This is a genomic window from Micromonospora sp. NPDC049114, from assembly GCF_040648635.1.
GTDB lineage: Bacteria > Actinomycetota > Actinomycetes > Mycobacteriales > Micromonosporaceae > Micromonospora.
On sequence record NZ_JBEZEA010000006.1, the window covers coordinates 155,558 to 177,208 of the forward strand.

The window sequence follows — 21,651 nt, forward strand, 5'->3', positions numbered from 1 at the left end:
CAGTGCTGCTCTGCATCGACATCGGAAACACCAACACCGTGCTGGCGACCTTCGACGGCGACAAGCTGGTGCACTCCTGGCGGATCAAGACCGATGCCCGCTCGACGGCGGACGAGCTGGGCCTGATGTTCCGGGGCCTGCTCGCCGGGGACAACGTCGAGATCACCGGTGTGGCCGCCTGCTCCACGGTGCCGGCCGCGCTGCGGTCGCTGCGGACCATGCTGGGCCGCTACTACGCCGACCTGCCGAGCGTGATCGTCGAGCCGGGCGTGCGCACCGGGGTGCAGCTGGCGATCGACAACCCGAAGGAGGTGGGCGCCGACCGGGTGGTGAACACGCTTGCGGCGTTCACCCTCTACGGCGGGCCGTCGATAGTTGTGGACTTCGGCACCACCACCAACTTCGACGTGATCAGCGGCCGGGGCGAGTTCCTGGGCGGGGCGTTCGCCCCGGGCATCGAGATCTCCTTCGACGCGCTGGCCGCCCGCGCCGCCCAGCTGCGCAAGGTTGAGGCCACCAAGCCCCGCTCGGTGATCGGCAAGAACACCGTGGAGTGCCTGCAGGCCGGTCTCTACTTCGGGTTCGCCGGGCAGGTGGACCGGATCGTCGAGCGGATGACCGAGGAGTTGGGCGAGGTGAAGGCGGTGATCGCCACCGGCGGCCTCGCCTCCCTGGTGATCAACGAGTGCAGCACCATCACCCACCACGAGCCGATGATCACGCTGATCGGCCTGCGGATGGTCTACGACCGCAACCTGTGAACCCCGGCCGCCGCCGGGGCCGTCCTGCGGGCGGCCCCTCAGCGCCGCCGGGCCCGCAGCACGACCGTGCGGTACGGCAGGTCGACGGTTTCCCGTCCGGCCAGCTCGGGATGGCCCGCGAAGAGGTCGCCCAGTTCCCGGTCGATGCGCTCCCGTCGCTCGGGTCCGGCGGTGAGCCAGTACGAGCGGGTGTGCAGCATCGCGATCACCTCGTCGGGTGTGAGGGTCGTGTGGTGCGTGAACTCGCCCAGCTCGACAGGTGTGAACGCGGAGCCGAAGTCCTCGTACCGTCCGACGACGTCGCCGGCGTTGTCACCGAGGTGGGCGATCCGACCCAGCTCGGCCACCCAGTCGACCCGTTCGTCCCGCATGTTCCAGATCGGGGCGAACGTCCCGCCGGGCCGCAGCACCCGTGCGATCTCTGCGTGCGCCAGCTCCCGGTCGAACCAGTGGTACGCCTGGCCCACCACCATGGCGTCGGCGAACCCGTCGGGCAGCGGCAGCGACTCGGCGCCGCCGGCCAGAGCGGTGACGCCGGGGGTGGCGGCGTCCAGCTGGGCGCGCATCTTGGGGTCCGGCTCCACCGGGGTCACCCGGTGGCCGAGAGCGAGCACTCCCCGGGTGAGGATGCCGGTGCCTGCGCCCAGGTCGACGACCTCTGCGGAATCGTCCAGCCCGTCGAGCGCCCACCGCACGGCCGCCACCGGATAGCGGGGCCGGAACCGGTCATAGTCGGCTGCGGCCACGCCGAACGAGAGCGCCTGAGTGTGATCCGCCATGGCGGGCAGGTTATCCGATAACGACCACCTGAGCGCTTGAGTACGCTCGGGCCTGACCCCCCGTAGTCTTCGTGACGAGGAAGCGTGCCGTGACCGAGCAGAACGCCGTGCCAGTGGACCCCGCCGACGACCTTCCCGAGCAGATGAAGGTCCGCCGGGAGAAGCGGGACCGGATGCTCGCCGAGGGCGTGGAGCCGTACCCGGTCGGCTTCCCCCGCACCACGACGCTCGCCGAGATCCGCGCGAAGTACGCGGACCTGCCCACCGACACCGCCACCGGCGACCAGGTGTCGGTCACCGGCCGGGTGATCTTCGTACGCAACACCGGCAAGCTCTGCTTCGCCACCCTGCGCGATGGCGACGGCACCGAGTTGCAGGCCATGCTCTCCCTGGACCGGGTCGGTCCGGAGGGACTGGAGGCGTGGAAGCGCCTGGTCGACCTGGGCGACCACGTCGGCGTGACCGGCGAGGTGATCACCAGCCGGCGGGGCGAGCTGTCCGTGCTCGCCCAGCGGTGGGAGATGACGGCCAAGGCCCTGCGGCCGCTCCCGGTGGCCCACAAGCCGCTCTCCGAGGAGGCTCGGGTCCGGCAGCGCTACGTCGATCTGATCGTCCGGCCGCAGGCCCGGCAGATGGTCCGCACCCGGGCGGCGGCGGTGCGCAGCCTGCGCGATTCACTGCACGGCCAGGGCTTCATCGAGGTGGAAACGCCGATGCTGCAACTCCTGCACGGTGGCGCGGCGGCCCGACCCTTCGTGACCCACAGCAATGCGTTGAGCACCGATCTGTATCTGCGAATCGCTCCGGAACTGTTTTTGAAGCGCGCGGTCGTTGGTGGTGTGGACCGCGTCTTCGAGATCAACCGCAACTTCCGTAATGAGGGTGTCGACTCCTCGCACTCGCCGGAGTTCGCGATGCTGGAGACGTACCAGGCGTACGGCGACTACGACACGATGGCCGAGTTGACCCGCAATCTCGTGCAACAGGCGGCGATCGCGGTCAGCGGGTCGACGGTGGTGACCCATGCCGACGGGCGGGAGTTCGACCTGGGCGGCGAGTGGCGATCGGTGACCCTGTTCGGTGTCCTTTCCGAGGCACTCGGCGAGGAGGTCACCGTCCGCACCGACCGTTCCCGGCTGGTGGAGTACGCGGACAAGGTGGGATTGGCCGTGGACCCGAAGTGGGGCCCGGGCAAGCTCGCCGAGGAACTGTTCGAGGAACTGGTCGTCCCGGGCCTGCAGGCGCCCACCTTCGTACGCGACTACCCGGAGGAGACCAGCCCACTGACCCGGGCGCACCGCAGCGAGCCGGGGCTGGCCGAAAAGTGGGACCTCTACGTTCTCGGCTTCGAGCTGGGCACCGCGTACTCCGAGCTGGTCGACCCGGTGGTGCAGCGGGAACGGCTGGTGGCCCAGGCGCAGTTGGCCGCCCGTGGCGACGACGAGGCGATGCGTCTCGACGAGGACTTTCTCCGGGCCATGGAGTACGGAATGCCGCCGGCCGGGGGTATGGGAATGGGAATCGACCGGCTGTTGATGGCCCTGACCGGCCTCGGAATTCGGGAAACGATCCTCTTCCCCTTGGTCCGCCCGGAGTAGTCGTCCGCCGACTCCCAGCGAGTCGTAACGGCATCCTATTGACGGGGCGAGCAGCGCGGGGGTTATTGTGCTCTCGTTAGCAGGAGCGCCCTGCTCGAAAGGAATGTGGGACGTGGCCAAGCAGATCATTCACAAGCTGGTCGATGACCTGGACGGTGGGGACGCTGACGAGACCGTCAAGTTCGCGCTCGACGGCGTTCAGTACGAGATCGACCTGTCCGGTGCCAACGCCGCGAAATTGCGCGACGTATTCGCTCCGTACGTCGGTGCAGGCACCAAGGTGGGTCGCGGTGGCGTGGTGATCGGTGGGCGGGCCGCCCGCGGTCGGGGTGGCGCCACAGCCGACCGGGAGCAGAACAAGGCGATCCGGGAGTGGGCCAAGAAGTCCGGCAAGGACATCTCGGACCGGGGCCGTATCCCGCAGGAGATCGTCGACGAGTACCACGCCAAGCGCTGATCCGTTCAGCTGACCGGTGGCAGCCGCCACCGCAAGGGCGACACCGACGCCGGGCCGGAGCATCCTCCGGGCCGGCGTCGCCGTATCCGCGCCCGGGACGGGCCGGCCGGAATGTTTCCCGGCCCGGCCGGCGTTGTCCACAGGCGGTGGAGTAACTATCCACAACCTGTGGACAACTTCCCGAAAGGGGTCGGGTGCGGCAGCCCGAACGGTGCCGACGACCGGCGCTCGCCCCCCGCGACACCCGCTGGAGGCCGTCGAAGGCCATCCCCGGGCACTGCGGAGCCTTCCGTGGGGTCGGTCGGATTTCGCTCTGCGCGTAGCGCCAGGGGTACCGGAACACCTCCTGAGCGCGGACGGTTGTGCAAAACGACGTGGAACTGACCCAGACCGGAGAGACACGACCTCAGCTGAGTCGGTCAGCGACGATAGAGTAAGGAGGCACGGACGCCCGTCCTGGACGTTCGTGCACCGGCCCCGCCAAGATCTTGACCATCAAGGCGCACGGCACGTGAGGAGCACGAGGGCATGTTCGAGCGGTTCACCGACCGAGCGCGACGGGTTGTCGTCCTGGCCCAAGAAGAGGCCCGGATGCTCAACCACAACTACATCGGTACGGAACACATCCTGCTGGGCCTGATCCACGAAGGTGAAGGCGTCGCGGCAAAGGCCCTGGAGAGCCTCGGCATCTCCCTGGAGGGCGTCCGCCAGCAGGTCGAGGAGATCATCGGCCAGGGCCAGCAGGCGCCGAGCGGGCACATCCCGTTCACGCCGCGGGCCAAGAAGGTGCTGGAGCTGTCGCTGCGCGAGGCGCTGCAGCTCGGCCACAACTACATCGGCACTGAGCACATCCTGCTCGGGCTGATCCGCGAGGGCGAGGGCGTCGCCGCCCAGGTGCTGGTCAAGCTCGGCGCCGACCTCAACCGGGTCCGCCAGCAGGTGATCCAGCTGCTCTCCGGCTACCAGGGCAAGGAGCCCGCCGCGGCGGGTGCCGCGCCGGGTGAGGCCGCGCCGTCGACCAGCCTCGTGCTGGACCAGTTCGGCCGCAACCTGACCCAGGCCGCCCGCGAGGGCAAGCTCGACCCGGTCATCGGGCGCGAGAAGGAAATCGAGCGGGTCATGCAGGTGCTCTCCCGCCGTACCAAGAACAACCCGGTCCTGATCGGTGAGCCCGGCGTCGGTAAGACCGCCGTGGTGGAGGGGCTTTCCCAGAAGATCATCAAGGGCGAGGTGCCCGAGACTCTCAAGGACAAGCAGCTCTACACGCTCGACCTCGGTGCCCTGGTCGCCGGTTCCCGCTACCGCGGTGACTTCGAGGAGCGCCTCAAGAAGGTGCTCAAGGAGATCCGCACCCGCGGCGACATCATCCTGTTCATCGACGAGATCCACACCCTGGTGGGTGCGGGTGCCGCCGAGGGCGCGATCGACGCCGCAAGCATCCTCAAGCCGATGCTGGCCCGTGGTGAGCTGCAGACCATCGGTGCCACCACGCTCGACGAGTACCGCAAGCACCTGGAGAAGGACGCCGCTCTCGAGCGCCGGTTCCAGCCGATCCAGGTGGGTGAGCCGTCGCTGGCGCACACCATCGAGATCCTCAAGGGCCTGCGCGACCGCTACGAGGCGCACCACCGGGTGAGCATCACCGACGCCGCTCTGGTGGCTGCGGCGACGCTTGCCGACCGGTACATCTCCGACCGCTTCCTGCCGGACAAGGCGATCGACCTGATCGACGAGGCCGGCGCCCGGATGCGGATCCGTCGGATGACCGCGCCGCCAGACCTGCGTGACTTCGACGAGCGCATCGCCCAGGTGCGTCGCGACAAGGAGTCCGCGATCGACGCGCAGGACTTCGAGCGCGCCGCCCAGCTGCGCGACAAGGAGAAGCAGCTCCTCGGCCAGAAGGCTCAGCGGGAGAAGGAGTGGAAGGCCGGTGACCTGGACGTCGTCAGCGAGGTTGACGACGAGCAGATCGCCGAGGTGCTCGGCAACTGGACGGGCATCCCGGTCTACAAGCTGACCGAGGAGGAGACCTCGCGCCTGCTGCGCATGGAGGACGAGCTGCACAAGCGCGTCATCGGCCAGGAGGACGCGGTCAAGGCGGTCTCGAAGGCGATCCGGCGTACCCGGGCCGGCCTGAAGGACCCGAAGCGCCCGTCGGGCTCGTTCATCTTCGCCGGCCCGTCCGGTGTCGGTAAGACCGAGCTGTCCAAGGCGCTCGCCGAGTTCCTCTTCGGCAGCGAGGACGCCCTCATCCAGCTGGACATGTCCGAGTTCCACGACCGGTACACGGTGTCCCGCCTCGTGGGTGCCCCTCCCGGCTACGTCGGCTACGACGAGGGCGGGCAGCTGACCGAGAAGGTGCGGCGTCGGCCGTTCTCGGTGGTTCTCTTCGACGAGATCGAGAAGGCCCACCCGGACGTGTTCAACACGCTCCTGCAGATCCTGGAAGACGGTCGGCTCACCGACGGTCAGGGTCGGATCGTGGACTTCAAGAACACGGTCATCATCCTGACCACCAACCTGGGCACCCGCGACGTGGCCAAGGCGGTGTCGCTGGGCTTCCAGGCGTCGGAGGACTCCGAGTCCAACTACGACCGGATGAAGCAGAAGGTCAACGACGAGCTCAAGCAGCACTTCCGGCCTGAGTTCCTCAACCGGATCGACGACACCATCGTCTTCCACCAGCTGCGCCAGACCGAGATCCTCTCCATCGTGGACATCATGATCCAGCGGATCGAGACGCAGCTGCGCAACAAGGACATGGGTCTGGAGCTGACCGACAACGCCAAGAAGTACCTGGCGGCGAAGGGCTTCGACCCGGTGCTTGGTGCCCGTCCGCTTCGTCGCACGATTCAGCGCGACATCGAGGACAACCTCTCCGAGCGGATCCTCTTCAACGAGCTGACCCCCGGTCAGATCGTCGTGGTGGACTGCGAGGGCGACCCGAACGACATCGACAAGTCCAAGCTCGTCTTCCACGGTGCGGACAAGCCGGTCGAGGTTCCGGACGCCGTCCCTGCCGACCTCGGTGGCACCGCCGCCGGCACCGCTGCGGCGGGCGCCGACGAGTAGCACGACCAGCAGCAGGGGGCGGGGCCCCGGTGGCGCAAGCCACCGGGGCCCCGCCTTTGTGCGCTACCCGCACAGGCAACACCCCCGCCCCCGCTCGACACCCCCCGCGACCACCCCGGCCAGCCACCGCCGCCGACGACCGGCCGGAACCCAAGGCTCGGGTGATCGGCGAGGAGCAGGCCGTCGCCGAAGCCGATCTCCAAGCCGCCCTCCCGACGCGCAGCACCCACCCACCCGCTCGCCTTCGGCGGCCCGCTCGCCTTCGGCGGCCCGCTCGCCTTCGGCGGCCCGCTCGCCGTCGGCGGCCCGCTCGCCGTCGGCGGCCCGCTCGCCTTCGGCGGCCCGCTCGCCTTCGGCGGCCCGCTCGCCGTCGGCGGCCCACTCGCCGTCGCTCGCCTTCGCCCGCCCGCTCGCCGTCGCTCGCCCGCTCGCGTCGCCCGCCGTCGCCGCTGCCACGGCCGGCAAGATCCGCGCAACATCAGGGAAAGTGTCGCCTCACGGCGTCCGGAGGCAGCAGTTTCCCTGATGTTGTGGCCTGCGACGGGGCCTCCGTCCGCAAGATCGTGCTCGATCCAGGATGTAGGGGCATCCGCCTGGTCTGACACCACTACATCCAGGATCGAGCACGATCTTGGAGTGAGCTGCCAGCGGCGCGCGGCATGCGGCATGCGGCATGCGGCGTGAAGGCGCGTGGGCGAGCGCGGTGTGGGCCTGCGGCGGGGCTGGAGCGCGCGCGGATGTGCGGCCAGCGGGTCGCTGGGCAGGATGCGGGGCGTGGGCAGGTCAGGTCGTGAGGTCGGCCGTTGGCAGGGCCGGGCCGTCGCCGGCCAGCCGGAACGAGTCGGTGCCGACCGGTTCCACCAGCCCGTCCTGTACGAGGCCGGCCAACGCCCGGGCGCGCTGCACGTCGTCGGTCCAGACCTGGTCGAGGCGCTGGTGCGGGACCGGCCCGGTGGTTTCCCGGAGCACCCCGAGCAGCAGTCCGCGTACCTGCCGGTCGGTGCCCGCGTACCGCTGGGGGCGGCGGGTCGGGCCGGTCGCCGGCGCCTGCCCGGAGGCCCGCCACGCGCAGACCGACTCGACCGGGCAGGCCGTGCACCGTGGTGACCGGGCCGTGCAGAGCACCGCTCCCAGCTCCATGAACGCGGCGCTGGCCAGTGCCGCGGCGGCGGGCTCCGCGGGCAGCAGCTCCTCGGTGGCGACCAGGTCGGCGGGTCGGGTGACCGGTCCGGCGTCCGGTTCACCGGCAACGGCGCGACAGACCACCCGTCGTACGTTTGTGTCGACCACCGGATGTCGCTGCCCGTACGCGAACGCGGCCACCGCACGCGCCGTGTAGGTGCCCACGCCGGGCAGCGCCAGCAACTGCTCCAACCGGTCCGGCACCTGACCGCCGTGCCGGTCCACGATCGCTATCGCGCACTCCCGCAGTCGGACGGCCCGGCGGGGATAGCCGAGGCGCCCCCACATGCGGATCGCCTCGGCCGGGGTGTCGGCCGCCAGCGCGGCCGGGTCGGGCCAGCGGGCCAGCCAGGCGTGCCAGGCCGGCACGACCCGGACGACCGGGGTCTGCTGGAGCATGACCTCGCTGACCAGGATGGCCCAGGGGCTGACCCCGGGTTCCCGCCACGGCAGGTCACGGGCGTGCTGCTGGAACCACCGGCTGACCACTGTGGCGAAATCGGGTTGAGTCATGGCGCCGTCGATGATGTCACGCGGTCCGGTCCCGCTGGATGGGCGGCTCGGGCGGGGTGTCGCGGTGGCGGTGGGCGGATCGGGCAGAATGCGCGGATGAACGAGCTCGCGATCACCGTCATCGGTCGGGACCGGCCGGGCATCGTGGCCGACGTCGCCGAGGTGCTGGCCCAACTGGGCGCGAACCTCACCGACAGCACGATGACCCGCCTGCGGGGGCATTTCGCGATGACCCTCATCTGCACCGGGCCGGACGCCGCAGGTGTGGAGGCGGCGCTGGCGCCGCTGACCGCCGAGGGGCAGCTGTTGGCGACAGTCCGCGCGGTGACGCCCGACGGTGAGGTGGCCCCGGCCGGCGAGCCGTACGTGCTTGCGGTGCACGGGTCGGACCGGATGGGCATCGTCGCGGCGATGACCCGGGTGCTGGTGGACGCCGGTGGCAACGTGACCGACCTGAGCACCCGCCTGGCGGGTTCGCTCTACGTGGTGTTGGCCGAGGTCGAGTTGCCGGCGGGGGTGGCCGAGGCGGTGACGGGACGGCTGCACCGGACGGCCGCCGAGTTGGGGGTCGAGGTCACCCTCCGGCCGGCAGACCCGGATCTGCTGTGAGCGAGGGGCGGAGCGGGCCGGACGCCGGCCGGGACGTCGAGGCGTACGCCGGTCTGGGGGACTGGACGCCGGAGTCGCTGGCGGTGGCGGGCGAGGTGCGGGCCGTGGTCTCGGCCCCGCATCCGGTGTTGAGCCGGGCCGGGGACGATGTCGATCCGACGGCCGAGGAGACGGTCCGGCTGGCCGCCGACCTGGTCGCCACGATGCGGGTGTCGCCGGGCTGCGTGGGGTTGGCGGCGCCGCAGGTCGGTGTGCCTGCGCGGGTCTTCGCCGTCGACGTGACGGGGCATCCGAAGGCGGTCACCGTGCACGGCACCTTCGTGCTCTGCAACGCCCGGGTGGTCGAGGCGACCCGCTGGAAGCCGGGCCGGGAGGGGTGCATGTCGGTGCCGGACCTGACCGGGGATGTGAAGCGGGCCAGTCGGCTGGTGGTGGAGGGTGACCTGCCGGGCACCGGTGCGGCGGTCCGGTTGGTGACGGACGGCTTCGAGGCGCGGGCGTTGCAGCACGAGATCGACCACTGCGCGGGGCTGCTCTTCCTGGATCGGGTGGCCGGCGCGCACGCCGTCTACCAGCGCAAGGTGTACCTCTGAGCGGGCCGCGGACTGTCGGCGCTTCCGTCCTTTGTGGAGATTGGCCACGGTGGCCCGGTGACGCTCCGGCGCGTCGTGACGGGCTGGTGGGTGCCGCGCGGCTACGGTGGGGGGCATCATGCGTCTGACGGTCGGCCCCCTGCCACCCGCCGTGTACTGGCGGCGTCGCGCCGTCGTACTCGGAGCGGGGCTTCTTTTCCTGATTGTCCTGCTCTACTCCTGCACCGGGTCGAGCCGCTCCGGCGACAAACCGAATGCGGGGGCGGGCTCGACGTCGACTCCGACGTCCACGGCGAGTCCCGGGCCGGGCGGTCCGCTGTTGAGCCCGCAGACCGGGGCGCCGTCGGCGTCCGCGCCCGCCGAGTCGAATGCTCCGGACGGGTCGGCCGGTCCGAACACCACGGACCCGAGCCCCGAGACCACCAGCAACGACCCGCCGCCGGGCGCGGCCGGGTCGGTCGACGACGGCACCTGCACCGACGCGGAGATCAGCGTGACCTCGGTGGCGCGGCCCACGTCGGTCCAGCGCGGTGCGGTGGTCGACCTGCAACTGAAGATCAAGAACACTTCGCAGCGGACGTGCAGCCGCAACGTCGGCGCCGACCTTCAGGAGATCTTCATCAAGGCCGGCGCCGAGAAGGTGTGGTCCTCGGACACCTGCGGCAAGGTCCAGGGCTCGGATGTGCAGTCCTTCACGCCCGGGTTCGAGCGCTCCTACCAGGTGGGCTGGAACGGGCGGGACACCACCCGCTGCGACGGCGCCGGGCTGGCCGCCGGCCCCTTCCCGCCGGCCGGGACGTACCAGGTGTTCGCGCGGGTCGGCACCAAGTACAGCGCACCCGTGAAGATCACCATCACCGGCTGAGCCGGATCAGACGTACCGCTCCAGGATGGATGCCTCGGCGAGCCGGGACAGGCCCTCCCGGACGCCCCGGGCACGGGCGTCGCCCACGCCCTCGACGGCCTGCAGGTCTTCCACGGTCGCGCCCAGCAGCCGCTGAAGGCTGCCGAAGTGCAGCACCAGGCGGTCGACCACGGCCACCGGTAGACGCGGCACCTTGGCCAGCAGCCGGAAGCCGCGCGGGCTGACGGCGGCGTCCAGCGCGTCCGATGCGGCCGGGTAGCCGATGGCCTTGGCGACCGACACCAGGTCGATCAGCTCGGTGGCGCCGAGCAGATCCAGCTCGACCAGCGCCTCGTCCAGCGTGCGGGACTTGCGGCCGACCGGGAGGTAGTCCCGGATGACCAGCGTGCGGTCGGCGTCGACCCCGGCCATCAGCTCGTCGAGCTGAAGGGCGAGCAGTCGCCCGTCGGTGCCCAACTCGACGACGTAACCGGCGATCTCGTCGGCGATCCGGCGGACCATCTCCAGACGCTGCACCACTGCCACCGCATCCCGCACGGTGACCAGGTCTTCGATCTCGAGCGCGGAGAGCGTGCCGGAGACCTCGTCCAGGCGCAGCTTGTACCGCTCGAGGGTGGCCAGCGCCTGGTTGGCCCGGGACAGGATCGCCGCCGAGTCGTCCAGCACGTGCCGCTGACCGTTGACGTAGAGGCTGATGATCCGCATCGACTGGCTGACCGAGATCACCGGGTAGCCGGTCTGCCGGGCGACCCGCTCCGCGGTGCGGTGCCGGGTGCCCGACTCCTCCGTCGGGATGGACGGGTCGGGCATCAGGTGCACGGCCGCCCGGACGATGCGGGTGCCGTCGCTGGAGAGCACCACGGCCCCGTCCATCTTGCACAGCTCCCGCACCCGGGTCGCGGAGAACTCGACGTCCAGCGGGAAGCCGCCGGTGCAGAGACCCTCGACGACCTTGTCGTAGCCGAGCACGATGAGCGCGCCGGTGCGCCCCCGCAGGATGCGCTCCAACCCGTCCCGCAGCGCGGTGCCGGGTGCCATCAGGGCGAGGTTCGCCCGCAGCGGATCGCCGGCGCTCCCGGCAGCGGCGGTCACACTCACGCTGATCGGGCGGGCTGGCGAGCCCACGGCGCCGGTGCGGGCCTGGGGCGGCGCACCGGCAGGCTTGGTGGTATCGCGGTCGATCGGCACGGGCACAGTCTACGGACTGCCGTGCGGTGGGTGCTGTCGTGGTTACTGTGATGTGTCACGATGCCGCCCTTCGAACCGTTTCCACTTGCGCCGATGCTGTCCGGTATCGCCGCTCGCGTCGACACGCTCGGTCACTCAGCGGACGCGCGGGCCGCATGGTGCAGCGCGGAGCGGACATCAGTGACCTCCGTCACCCGCATCCCGTCGGGCCCGGCGCCCGTGCTGGCCGGCCCACAGCCGGTCGGCACCAGCGCCACCTTGAACCCCAGGCGGGCCGCCTCGGCGAGCCGGCGCGGCACCGCTCCCACCCGGCGCACCTCGCCGGTCAACCCCACCTCGCCGATCGCCACGAGGTGCGGCGCGATCGCCAGGTTGAGCCCTCCGGAGGCGACCGCCAGCGCGACCGCGAGGTCGGCCGCGGGCTCCACCACCCGGATGCCGCCCACGGTGGCCGCGAAGACCTCGCGGTCGTGCAGGGTCAACCGCTCGGTACGCCGTTGCAGCACCGCGAGCACCATGGCCAGGCGCGCGGAGTCGAGGCCGGAGACCGTACGACGGGGTGAGCCGGCAACAGTCGCGCCGATCAGGGCCTGTACCTCGGTGACGAGGGCCCGCCGCCCCTCCATGGCCACTGTCACGCAGGTGCCGGGCACGGGTTCGGAGTAGCGGGTGAGGAACAGCCCGGACGGATCGGCCAGGCTGCTGATGCCGCCCTCGTGCATCTCGAAGCAGCCGACCTCGTCGGCCGCGCCGAACCGGTTCTTGACGCCCCGCACCAGCCGCAGCGAGGAGTGCTTGTCGCCCTCGAAGTGCAGCACCACGTCGACCAGGTGCTCCAGCACCCGGGGCCCGGCCACCTGGCCGTCCTTGGTGACGTGGCCGACCAGCACGGTGGCGATGCCCCGTTCCTTGGCGACCGAGACCAGGGCGGCGGTGACCGCGCGCACCTGGGTGACGCCACCGGGCACGCCCTCGGTGCCGGTCGTCGAGATGGTCTGCACCGAGTCGAGCACCAGCAGGCCGGGCTTGACCGCGTCGAGGTGCCCGAGCACCGAGGCCAGGTCGCTCTCGGCCGCCAGGTAAAGCTGGTCGTGCAGGGTGCCCATCCGCTCGGCACGCAGCCGGACCTGGCTTACCGACTCTTCGCCGCTGACCACCAGGGAAGGGCTGCCGGCGCCCACCGCCCACTGCTGTGCCACGTCGAGCAGAAGGGTCGACTTGCCCACGCCGGGCTCGCCGGCGAGCAGCACCACGGCACCGGGGACCAGCCCACCGCCGAGCACCCGGTCGAGCTCACTCACGCCGGTGGGCCGGGCGCGGGCCGGAGCGGCGCTGATGGTGGCGATCGGCCGGGCCGGCTCGGCCGGCAGCCGGGAGCTCACCACCCGACCGGAGACGGTCGGGCCGGTCACCGTGGACTCGACCACCGAGCCCCACTCGCCGCACTCCGGGCAGCGACCCACCCACTTGGGCGGCTGGTGCCCGCAGGCGTCGCACTCGTACGCCGGACGCGGGTCGCGGGTGGCGGACCGGCCGCGGGCGGCACCGGCCGTGCCGCCACGGCCAGAGGTCGTTCGGGAGGTGGTCACCACAGGGACGCTAGCCCTCTCGTACGACGAAAACACCCCGGCGTGGTGGTTCCCACGCCGGGGTGTTCGTCGATGTCGGGGTCGGGGTCAGCCGTGGGTGGTGCCGCCCTCGTCGCCCTCGTAGCCGCCCTCACGCTCGATGATCGGCGAGGCGGGCGCGGCCGGGGTGAGCGGGACGGCGATCGGCGCCTGGCCGGTGACCGTGTTGCCGTTGCCGAAGTCGAAGGTCACGACGACGTTCTGGCCGGAGCGCAGCGCCTCGGTCAGGCCGACCAGCCGCAGCTGGGTGGTGGCCTCCGAGTTGAGCTGGAGGTAGCTCAGCGGGGCCAGCTCGATCCGGGCGGGCTGACCCGGCGCAGCGGCGCTCGCCGAACCCGATGCCCGCGCCGACTCCGGGGCCGACGGCGTCGCCGACGACGAACCGGTCTCGGACGGGGTCGCCGACGGGCTGGCCGAGCGGGACTCGGGCGCCGACGGGGTGGCCGAGCCGGACGCGGAGGCCGACGGAGTGGCGGACGCCGACTCGGAGGCCGACGGCGTCGGGCTCGCCGAACCACCCGAGATCAACACCTCGCGCGCGCTCTGGGTGGTGACGGTGACCGTCACGGTGCTCTTCGAATCGTTGTAGATCACGGCGTTGAGCGGGGCGTCCTGACCGGCCCGGTAACCCTCGGTGCCCGGGTAGGTGACCAGCAGACCACGCACCGAGTAGGCGCCGTTGGGGGTCGTGAGGTTGACGCCCTGGACCGACGGCTCCTTCAAAGCCGTCTCGGCGATCTGGCCGGCGCCGCATCCGGACGCGAGCAGGCTGGTAGCCGCCGCCATCCCGGACAGCAGCAGGGCCGCCCGCCGGGATCCCCTGATCGAGCGCGTCACGTCGGTCCTCCTCGTTACGATCCCCACCCGGCCGCACGCCGGGCACGGTGGCCATACCCGCGCAGACCGCGCTCCAGGGTAGTTGGAGCTGATCGAGGCCCGCACGGGGACCCGGCAATGCCACCTTTCCGGGTGCCCGTCACACCACCCGACCGCTCGCCACCAGCAGAACGACGTCGATGAGGGCCACCAGCATGACCGCCCGGAAGGCGGACACCGGCCGCCGGCCCGCCCGGGCCGCCGAGCGTCCGGCGTACCAGCTCAGTGGCGGCACGACGGCGGCCGTGCCGACCGCCGCCAGCCCGAGGGCCGACGGCGGCCCGGGCGGCCCGAGGACCAGGATGGCGGTCGCGGCGAGCAGCAGGCCCGCGGCGGCCGCCCGGCTGCCCGCCGCGCCGAGGCGGTGCGGCAGACCGCGTACCCCCGTCCGGGCGTCGTCGGCCAGGTCCGGCAGCACGTTGGCGAAGTGCGCGCCGGCCCCCAGGCAGGCCGCCGCCGCCAGCAGCCAGGCCGGCGGGGTCGGCTCGCCGGGCAGCGCCAGCACCACGAAGCCGGGCAACGCGCCGAAGGACACGGCGTACGGCACCACCGAGAAGACGGTGGCCTTGAGCGGCCAGTCGTAGAGCAGCGCGGAGACGAGGGCGACAGTCAGCCAGAGCGCCGCCGGAGGGTTCGTGGTCAGCGCCAGCAGCGGGCAGGCCAGCGCGGCCGCCGCCGCGGCCCAGGCCGTGACGCGCCGGCCCACCGCGCCGGCGGCGACCGGTTTGTCGGTACGCCCCACAGTGGCGTCCCGCTCGGCGTCCAACGCGTCGTTGGTCCAGCCGACGGCGAGCTGGCTGGCGAGTACGGCGAGCACCACCGAGACGATTCCCGACGGCCGGTGCCCCACTCCCCAGGCCAGCAGACCGGACACCGTGGTCACTGCGACGGCCGGTTCCGGATGGCTCGCTCTGACCAGCCCTAACACCCTCGACGACATAAGGGAAGTCTGGTCGTTACCGAGCAGTCGTGCCACGCTCGGTGCCATGCGAGACGTGGCTGCGGCCGCGGCGTCCACCGGTCCTCGGGTGCTGCCGCGCAACGACCCGCGCCAGTACGACGACCTGGCCGGCGAGTGGTGGCGGCCCGATGGCGCGTTCGCGATGCTGCACTGGCTGGCCGAGGCCCGCGCTGCGCTCGTGCCGCCGGCGACCCGCCCGGGCGCGGTCCTGGTCGATCTGGGTTGCGGCGCCGGGCTGCTCGCGCCGCACCTCGCCGGCAAGGGATACCGGCACGTCGGTGTCGACCTGACCCGCTCGGCGCTGGTCCAGGCCGCCGGGCACGGGGTGCGCGTGGTCCAGGGTGATGTCACCGCGGTGCCGCTGCCGGACGGGTGCGCCGACGTGGTCTCGGCCGGTGAGCTGCTGGAACATGTTCCGGACTGGCCGCGCGCGGTGGCCGAGGCGTGTCGGCTGCTGCGCCCGGGCGGCCTGCTGGTGCTGGACACGCTCAACGACACGGCGCTGGCCCGGCTGGTCGCGGTACGGATCGCCGAGCGGCTGCCGACCGTGCCGCGTGGCATCCACGATCCACGGTTGTTCGTGGACGCTCGCGCGCTGGTGGCCGAGTGCGCCCGGCACGGTGTCGAGCTGCGTCTGCGCGGCATCCGTCCGCAGGTCGGCGGCCTGGTCGGCTGGCTGGTGCGCCGGGCGCGCGCGGCGCGGACGCCGGGCGCGACGTCGACGGGCCGGGTCCCGCGCATCGTGCCGACGCGGTCCACCGCCGTGCTGTACCAGGGCCAGGGGGTCCGCAGAGGATAGTCGGCTTCGTGGCGGGGTATGGGACGCCGAGGAGGAAGCGATATGACGGTGCACGCGCTTGAGGCGGCCCGCCGGTTGGCGCCGCGGTTCGCCGCGCGGGCGGCGGAGCACGACCGGGACGGCTCCTTTCCGGTCGACGACTTCCGCGACCTGCGGGAGGCCGGCCTGTTCGGGCTGATGGTGCCCCGCGCGCTGGGTGGCCTGGGCGCCAGCTTCGCCGAGTACGCCGCGGTCGCCACCGAACTTGCCCGGGGCAACGGCGCGACCGCGCTGGTGTTCAACATGCACGCCTCGGTGACGGGCGCGCTGGGCGCGGTCACCGAGGAGTTGGCCGAGGCCCTGGGTGTGCCGGACGAGGCGCTGGCCGCCCGGGACCGACTGCTCACCGCCGCCGCGGAGGGCTCCTGGTACGCCGTGGCGATGAGCGAGCGCGGCGCAGGTGCGCGACTCTCGGCGTTGAGCACGGTCTACGAGGCGACCGACGAGGGGTGGCACCTCAAGGGCAGCAAGACGTTCTGCTCCGGTGCCGGGCACGCCGACGGTTACCTGGTGGCCGCGCGTAGCTCCGCCGACCAGTCGGTGGTGTCGCAGTTCCTGGTGCCGGCCGGTGACGGTCTGAGCGTCGAGCCGACCTGGGACGCCCTCGGCATGCGCGCCACGTCGTCGCACGACCTGCACCTGGACGTCACCGTGCCGACCGACCGGCTGCTCGGCGGGGTGGAGGGGTTGGCGCTGGTGGTCGCCCAGCTGATGCCGCACTGGCTGGTGGCCAGTTACGCGGCCGTCTACGTGGGGGTGGCCCGGGCGGCGATCGACGCGGCGGCCGAGCATCTCAACGCCCGCAACCTGGCCGGCCTGCCGGCGGTGCGGGCGCGGCTGGGCCGGGCGGACGCGGCGACCGCGGCGGCCCAACTGGTGGTGGCCGAGGCGGCCCGCCGGGTGGACGACGCCCCGGGAGACGCGGAGACCAACCGCTGGGTGTGGCGGGCGAAGCTGCTGGCCGGCACCACTGCCGCCGAGGTGGCGGCGTCGATGCTGGAGGCGGCGGGGACGTCGGCGACCCGGCGTGGTCACCCGTTGGAGCGGCTCTACCGGGACGCCCGCTGCGGCTCGCTGCACCCGGCCACCTCGGACGTCTGCGCCGACTGGCTGGGCATCGCCGCTCTGGGCGGGGACCCGGATCGCGACGCATCGGTACCGCGTTGGTGAGCCCGCGCGGCGTTACACGTACGGGGGAGGGGCCGGCCGAGGTGGCCGGTGGGACGGCCAGGGGGAGGACAGCGTCTGACGAGAGGTGGGGATCGTGTCCGTACCAGTGATCGCGGGGCTCGGGACAGCACAGCCGCCGTCCGCTTCGCAGGACGAGTTGTGGGAGGGCTTCTTCTCCCGGCACTTCACCGGCACCACCCGGTCGTTGGCCCAGCGGATCTTCGCGAACTCGGGGGTGACCCGACGGCAGGCCGCGGTCAACCCGCTGCTCGAGGACGTCTCGGACTGGCCGACCGAGCGCCGGATGCGTCGGTACCAGGTGGAGGCGCTGCCGCTCGGCAAGGAGGCGGTGGGGCGTGCGCTGACGGCCGCCGGTCTGGACGCCAGCGACATCGGGCTGTTCATCGTCTGCTCCTGCACCGGGTACGCCACCCCGGGGCTGGACATCCTGCTCGCCCGCGACCTGGGCATGGCAGCGGACACGCAGCGGATGTTCGTCGGCCACATGGGCTGCTACGCGGCGCTTCCGGGGTTGGGCGCGGCGAGTGACTTCGTGACCGCCCGGGGCCGGCCGGCGCTGCTGCTCTGCGCGGAGCTGACCAGCCTGCACATCCAGCCGTCCACCGCCCGGGTGGACACCCAGCAGATCGTGTCGCACGCGCTCTTCTCGGACGCGGCGGTCGCCGCCGTGCTGGTGCCCGGCGGTCGGGGGTACGCGTTGCGCGAGGTCACGTCGGTCACCGACACCTCGACCGCCGACCACATGACCTGGGACGTCACCGACGCGGGGTTCCGGATGGGGCTGTCGCCGAAGGTGCCCCAGGTCCTCTCCCGGCACGTCCGGGGGCTGGTGGATGACCTGTTGGCCCGGCACGGCGGCGTCAGTTCCGACGTGGACGGCTGGGCGGTGCATCCGGGTGGGCCCCGCATCCTCAACGTGGTGGAGCGGGAACTGGCCCTGCCGCCGGAGGCGTTGGCCGCGTCCCGGGCGACGCTCGACGAGCACGGCAACTGCTCGTCGCCGACAGTCCTGCTGATCCTGGACCGGCTGGGCCGTTCGACTCCGGCGCCCCGGCGGGTCCTCATGCTGGCGTTCGGTCCGGGCCTCACCCTGTACGCCGCCCTGCTGGATCGACAGGACTGAGCGCCGGCGACCCGACCGGTACGCTCACCACATGGATGCGGCGGAGGACCGGCTGCGGTCGGCGGTGCTGGCCGGGGTGACCCTGGCCGCGCTGGCGGTCGGCGGCTGGTGGTGGCGTGCCGCCGCGCCCACGCCAATGGCCGGGCCGGTGGGCGAACCGAGCGCCGAGCCGAGCGTCAGCACCGAGTTGGAGCGTGTCCTGGCCCGTGGTGTGCCCGAGGGACGGGTGACGGTGCGGGTGGATCCCGAAACGGGTGAGGCCGTCCGGGTGGAGCGCGGGTCCTCGCTGGTCGACCCGGCGACGGGCGCTGTCGTCGATCTCGGCGACGATCAGGGCGTGCTCTCTCCCGGGAGTGACCTGCCCTCGTTCCGCGCCACGGTCTGGCGGGAGCAGCGGGAGCTCACCCCCGGCCAGGAGGTGACGCGTCAGTCGTCCGACGACGGCTCGCGCTATCTGCTGCAGTACCGGTGCACTCGACCGGGCACGCTGGCGGTGACGAGCACGGGGGCCGGGATCGCCGGCCCGCCGCGCATCGACTGCGACGGCACGCTGGCCTCCGCTGAGGTGCTGCCCGGCGGGGGGCCGTTCGGGGTGACCCTGTCGACCGCCGGTGACGAGCCCATCGACGTCCAGGCGCAGCTCGTCGCGCTGCCCCCCGCCTAGGACGACCGCTCAGCGGGCCAGGGAGATCAGGTCGTCCTGGTACGCGTCGACAGACCCCGGGTCCGGCAGCACCCGGGTCACCACGCCGGTGCGGTCGACCAGCAGCGCGTTCGCGGCGCCGGGCCCGAGGAACGAGCGCAGCCCACCAGCGGGATCCGCCAGCGCCCGGACGCCCCTGGCCGGCGGTGCGGTCGCGACAGCCCGTCTCTCGGTAACGGTGACGACTGTGACACCGGCGGGCGCCGCCGCCACGGCCTCGGTGACGACGTCCGGGCAGCCGCAGTCGTCCACGAGGATGATCATGGCGGGCAGCAGGCCACGCAGCGGCACCGGCGCCTGCCCGGCGTCGACCAGGTCCAGCGCGGGCAGCGGCTGGCCGGTGAGCGTCACGGGCGGCGTCGAGGGCGTCGGGGTGGGTCGGTCGGTGCCCCGGCCGACGCGGGGCCAGGTCACGGCGACCAGGCCGGCCACGGTGGTGAGCATCGCCACCAGCAGGACCAGCAGCGGCAGGGTGAGGGCGCGGTGCCCGGTGTGGCGGCCGGCCGCGCGGCGCAGCTCGCGGCGCACCGCGGCCGCCTCGCTCGCCAGGGCCGAAGCGTCGTCGGGGACGACGACGCGGCCCCACTCGGGTGGCAGGTCGGGCAGGCCGTCGGGAGGCCCGTGGCCCTCTGCGTCCGGCTTGCCCATCGGACCCCCTCCGAAGCGTCTCGAGAGCGGAGTGCGGCTCGGACTCCAGCGTCCCGCACCGGGGGCACCTCCCGCTACACCTGGGCGCGTTTCCGCCGGGCGGGATACCATGGGAGGAGCGCATTGCCCTTGATCTCGACGTTCTGTTCACCCGTACCGGGAAGTCATCCGTGCGTTACGGAGCGTGTTCGAACCATCGGTTTGACCGCCTGTCAAGCTGAAGAAAGACCTCTCACAGGGCCCCTGAGCTGCGCCAACGGTCAGGACATCGGTGAGACATCGTTGCCTGAGCGTGTTACCCTAGACACAGCGAAAGGGGTTTCGAACCTATGGTTTTCAGTGTCGGCGAGACCGTTGTTTACCCCCACCACGGGGCCGCACTCATCGAGGCAATCGAGACTCGGGTCATCAAGGGCGAGCCCAAGCAGTATCTCGTCCTGAGGGTCGCGCAGGGTGACCTGACGGTCCGGGTGCCGGCCGAGAACGCCGAGATCGTGGGCGTCCGTGAGGTGGTCGGCGAAGAGGGCCTCGGTAAGGTCTTCGACGTTCTCCGGGCTCCGCACACCGAGGAGCCGACCAACTGGTCGCGGCGTTACAAGGCCAACCTGGAAAAGCTGGCCTCCGGCAACCCGCTGAAGGTCGCCGAGGTCGTGCGTGACCTGTGGCGCCGGGAGCGGGAGCGGGGCCTCTCCGCAGGCGAGAAGCGGATGCTGGCCAAGGCCCGCGACATTCTCGTCGGCGAGGTCGCGCTGGCTGAGAAGAGCACCAAGGACGAGGCGGAGACGCTGCTCGACAAGGTCCTCACCGAGGCCTAGTCCGCACAGCATCGTCGTACCCACTTCGTAGCGAAGAAACCACCGAGGACCGCGACGTGACCGCGCAGCTCAATCCGCGCGGTGACGTCGCGGTCCTCGTGCCTGCGGCGGGTGCCGGCGTACGGCTCGGTCCCGGCCGACCCAAGGCGCTGCGCCTGCTCGCTGGCGAGCCGTTGCTGGTGCACGCCGTACGCCGGCTCGCCGCCGCGGCGTCGGTGCACACGATAGTGGTGGCCGCGCCCGCCGCTGAGGTGGTGGGCGTCCGTGAACTGCTGGCGCCGGTGGCTCCGGTGATCGTGGTGCCGGGTGGCGCCGAGCGGCAGGCCTCGGTCGCCGCCGCGCTGGCGGCGGTGCCGGCCGGCCCGACGATCATCCTGGTGCACGATGCCGCCCGAGCGTTGACCCCGCCCGAGTTGGTGGAATCGGTCGCCGCCGCGGTCCGGGGTGGCCGGGCCGCGGTGATTCCCGTCCTGCCGGTCGTCGACACGATCAAGGAGGTCGGCGCGGACGAGGTGGTGCTGGGCACCGTCGACCGGGCCGCCCTGCGGGCGGTGCAGACCCCGCAGGGCTTCCGCCGGTCGGTCCTGACCGCCGCGCACGCCGCGGCCGGCGACCCGCTCACCGACGACGCCGGCCTGGTCGAGAAGCAGGGCATCGCCGTGAGCTGCGTGCCCGGCTCGGAGTACGCCCTGAAGATCACCCGTCCGTTCGACCTGGCGTTGGCGGAGCACCTGCTCGCCGCCGCCGGCTGACGCGTAACCTCTGATCATGATCGTTCCTCGGGTGGCCATCGGCACCGATGTGCACGCGTTCGAGCCGGGTCGGCCCTGCTGGGTGGCCGGCCTGCTCTGGCCCGACCAGGACGGTCTCGCCGGGCACTCGGACGCCGACGTCGCCGCCCACGCCGCCTGCAACGCGCTGCTCTCCGCCGCCGGCCTCGGTGATCTCGGCGCCGCCTTCGGCGTGGACCAGCCGGAGTGGGCCGGGGCGTCCGGCGTGGCGCTGCTGGCCGAGACGGCCCGCCGGGTGCGGGCCGCCGGCTTGGAGATCGGCAACGTCTCCGTGCAGATCGTCGGCAACCGTCCCAAGATCGGCCGCCGTCGGGACGAGGCCCAGCAGGTGCTCTCCGACGCTGTCGGCGCCCCGGTCACCGTCTCCGCCGCGACCACCGACGGGCTCGGTTTCGCCGGCCGTGAGGAAGGTCTGGCGGGCATCGCGGTGGCCCTGGTGTACGACGCGCCGGCCGCCTAG

Annotated in this window: 21 protein-coding genes; 14 read left to right on the plus strand and 7 right to left on the minus strand. The window is 72.1% G+C overall.

Features of this window, described 5'->3' with window-relative positions; translation table 11 throughout:
• Window positions 1-2 precede the first annotated feature (2 nt).
• On the plus strand, window positions 3-761 hold the full coding sequence (locus tag AB0B39_RS19270) for a type III pantothenate kinase (RefSeq protein WP_234587497.1): 759 nt from the start codon (window positions 3-5) through the stop codon (window positions 759-761).
• A 38-nt stretch (window positions 762-799) separates the two neighbouring features.
• Here AB0B39_RS19270 and AB0B39_RS19275 read toward each other — a convergent pair whose 3' ends face one another.
• Entirely contained in the window at window positions 800-1,540 is a 741-nt protein-coding gene (locus AB0B39_RS19275) for a class I SAM-dependent methyltransferase (protein ID WP_357574965.1), read from the minus strand.
• A gap of 89 nt (window positions 1,541-1,629) precedes the next feature.
• On the opposite strand from AB0B39_RS19275, the gene lysS reads away from it, so the two are divergent.
• From lysS to AB0B39_RS19290, 3 genes are all read left to right on the plus strand, one after another.
• Window positions 1,630-3,138, plus strand: a complete 1,509-nt coding sequence (lysS, locus tag AB0B39_RS19280) for a lysine--tRNA ligase (protein ID WP_357498211.1) — start codon at window positions 1,630-1,632, stop codon at window positions 3,136-3,138.
• Between the two features lie 112 nt (window positions 3,139-3,250).
• Entirely contained in the window at window positions 3,251-3,595 is a 345-nt protein-coding gene (locus tag AB0B39_RS19285; RefSeq protein WP_234587506.1) for an Lsr2 family protein, read from the plus strand.
• 528 nt (window positions 3,596-4,123) lie between these two features.
• Entirely contained in the window at window positions 4,124-6,667 is a 2,544-nt protein-coding gene (locus AB0B39_RS19290) for an ATP-dependent Clp protease ATP-binding subunit (RefSeq protein WP_234587510.1), read from the plus strand.
• A gap of 783 nt (window positions 6,668-7,450) precedes the next feature.
• Here the strand turns inward: AB0B39_RS19290 and AB0B39_RS19295 are convergent.
• The gene (locus AB0B39_RS19295) at window positions 7,451-8,362 is read right to left on the minus strand and encodes an A/G-specific adenine glycosylase (RefSeq protein ID WP_357574966.1); all 912 of its coding nucleotides are present in this window, start codon (window positions 8,360-8,362) and stop codon (window positions 7,451-7,453) included.
• Between the two features lie 96 nt (window positions 8,363-8,458).
• Here AB0B39_RS19295 and AB0B39_RS19300 point away from each other — a divergent pair, with 96 nt between their 5' ends.
• From AB0B39_RS19300 to AB0B39_RS19310, 3 genes are all read left to right on the plus strand, one after another.
• Window positions 8,459-8,971, plus strand: coding sequence for an ACT domain-containing protein (locus AB0B39_RS19300; RefSeq protein ID WP_357574967.1), 513 nt, complete (start codon window positions 8,459-8,461; stop codon window positions 8,969-8,971).
• Window positions 8,968-9,564, plus strand: coding sequence for a peptide deformylase (locus tag AB0B39_RS19305; protein ID WP_357574968.1), 597 nt, complete (start codon window positions 8,968-8,970; stop codon window positions 9,562-9,564). The genes AB0B39_RS19300 and AB0B39_RS19305 overlap by 4 nt, the downstream gene beginning before the upstream one ends.
• Before the next feature lie 118 nt (window positions 9,565-9,682).
• On the plus strand, window positions 9,683-10,429 hold the full coding sequence (locus AB0B39_RS19310) for a hypothetical protein (protein WP_234587519.1): 747 nt from the start codon (window positions 9,683-9,685) through the stop codon (window positions 10,427-10,429).
• A 6-nt stretch (window positions 10,430-10,435) separates the two neighbouring features.
• Here the strand turns inward: AB0B39_RS19310 and disA are convergent, their stop codons facing one another.
• The 4 genes from disA to AB0B39_RS19330 form a co-directional block, all read right to left on the minus strand.
• Complete coding sequence (disA, locus tag AB0B39_RS19315) at window positions 10,436-11,617, minus strand: DNA integrity scanning diadenylate cyclase DisA (RefSeq protein ID WP_007466050.1); 1,182 nt, start codon at window positions 11,615-11,617, stop codon at window positions 10,436-10,438.
• Between the two features lie 131 nt (window positions 11,618-11,748).
• Complete coding sequence (gene radA, locus AB0B39_RS19320) at window positions 11,749-13,206, minus strand: DNA repair protein RadA (protein ID WP_234587521.1); 1,458 nt, start codon at window positions 13,204-13,206, stop codon at window positions 11,749-11,751.
• 87 nt (window positions 13,207-13,293) lie between these two features.
• Window positions 13,294-14,082: a hypothetical protein gene (locus tag AB0B39_RS19325; protein ID WP_357574969.1), complete on the minus strand. Its 789-nt coding sequence runs from the start codon at window positions 14,080-14,082 to the stop codon at window positions 13,294-13,296.
• A gap of 139 nt (window positions 14,083-14,221) precedes the next feature.
• Window positions 14,222-15,061: a UbiA family prenyltransferase gene (locus AB0B39_RS19330; RefSeq protein ID WP_357498266.1), complete on the minus strand. Its 840-nt coding sequence runs from the start codon at window positions 15,059-15,061 to the stop codon at window positions 14,222-14,224.
• Between the two features lie 46 nt (window positions 15,062-15,107).
• Between AB0B39_RS19330 and AB0B39_RS19335 the strand changes: the two genes are divergently transcribed.
• From AB0B39_RS19335 to AB0B39_RS19350, 4 genes are all read left to right on the plus strand, one after another.
• Window positions 15,108-15,881, plus strand: coding sequence for a methyltransferase domain-containing protein (locus tag AB0B39_RS19335; protein WP_234583403.1), 774 nt, complete (start codon window positions 15,108-15,110; stop codon window positions 15,879-15,881).
• 42 nt (window positions 15,882-15,923) lie between these two features.
• Window positions 15,924-17,090: an acyl-CoA dehydrogenase family protein gene (locus tag AB0B39_RS19340; protein WP_234583402.1), complete on the plus strand. Its 1,167-nt coding sequence runs from the start codon at window positions 15,924-15,926 to the stop codon at window positions 17,088-17,090.
• 85 nt (window positions 17,091-17,175) lie between these two features.
• Window positions 17,176-18,234, plus strand: coding sequence for a type III polyketide synthase (locus tag AB0B39_RS19345; protein WP_234583401.1), 1,059 nt, complete (start codon window positions 17,176-17,178; stop codon window positions 18,232-18,234).
• A 31-nt stretch (window positions 18,235-18,265) separates the two neighbouring features.
• Complete coding sequence (locus tag AB0B39_RS19350) at window positions 18,266-18,898, plus strand: hypothetical protein (RefSeq protein ID WP_357574970.1); 633 nt, start codon at window positions 18,266-18,268, stop codon at window positions 18,896-18,898.
• 9 nt (window positions 18,899-18,907) lie between these two features.
• Here the strand turns inward: AB0B39_RS19350 and AB0B39_RS19355 are convergent, their stop codons facing one another.
• The gene (locus AB0B39_RS19355) at window positions 18,908-19,585 is read right to left on the minus strand and encodes a hypothetical protein (protein ID WP_357574971.1); all 678 of its coding nucleotides are present in this window, start codon (window positions 19,583-19,585) and stop codon (window positions 18,908-18,910) included.
• 329 nt (window positions 19,586-19,914) lie between these two features.
• Between AB0B39_RS19355 and AB0B39_RS19360 the strand changes: the two genes are divergently transcribed.
• From AB0B39_RS19360 to ispF, 3 genes are read left to right on the plus strand one after another with little or no spacing between them, the layout of a single operon-like run.
• On the plus strand, window positions 19,915-20,400 hold the full coding sequence (locus AB0B39_RS19360) for a CarD family transcriptional regulator (protein WP_007073334.1): 486 nt from the start codon (window positions 19,915-19,917) through the stop codon (window positions 20,398-20,400).
• A gap of 56 nt (window positions 20,401-20,456) precedes the next feature.
• Window positions 20,457-21,152: a 2-C-methyl-D-erythritol 4-phosphate cytidylyltransferase gene (gene ispD, locus AB0B39_RS19365; RefSeq protein WP_234583398.1), complete on the plus strand. Its 696-nt coding sequence runs from the start codon at window positions 20,457-20,459 to the stop codon at window positions 21,150-21,152.
• Between the two features lie 13 nt (window positions 21,153-21,165).
• Entirely contained in the window at window positions 21,166-21,651 is a 486-nt protein-coding gene (gene ispF / locus AB0B39_RS19370) for a 2-C-methyl-D-erythritol 2,4-cyclodiphosphate synthase (RefSeq protein WP_234583409.1), read from the plus strand.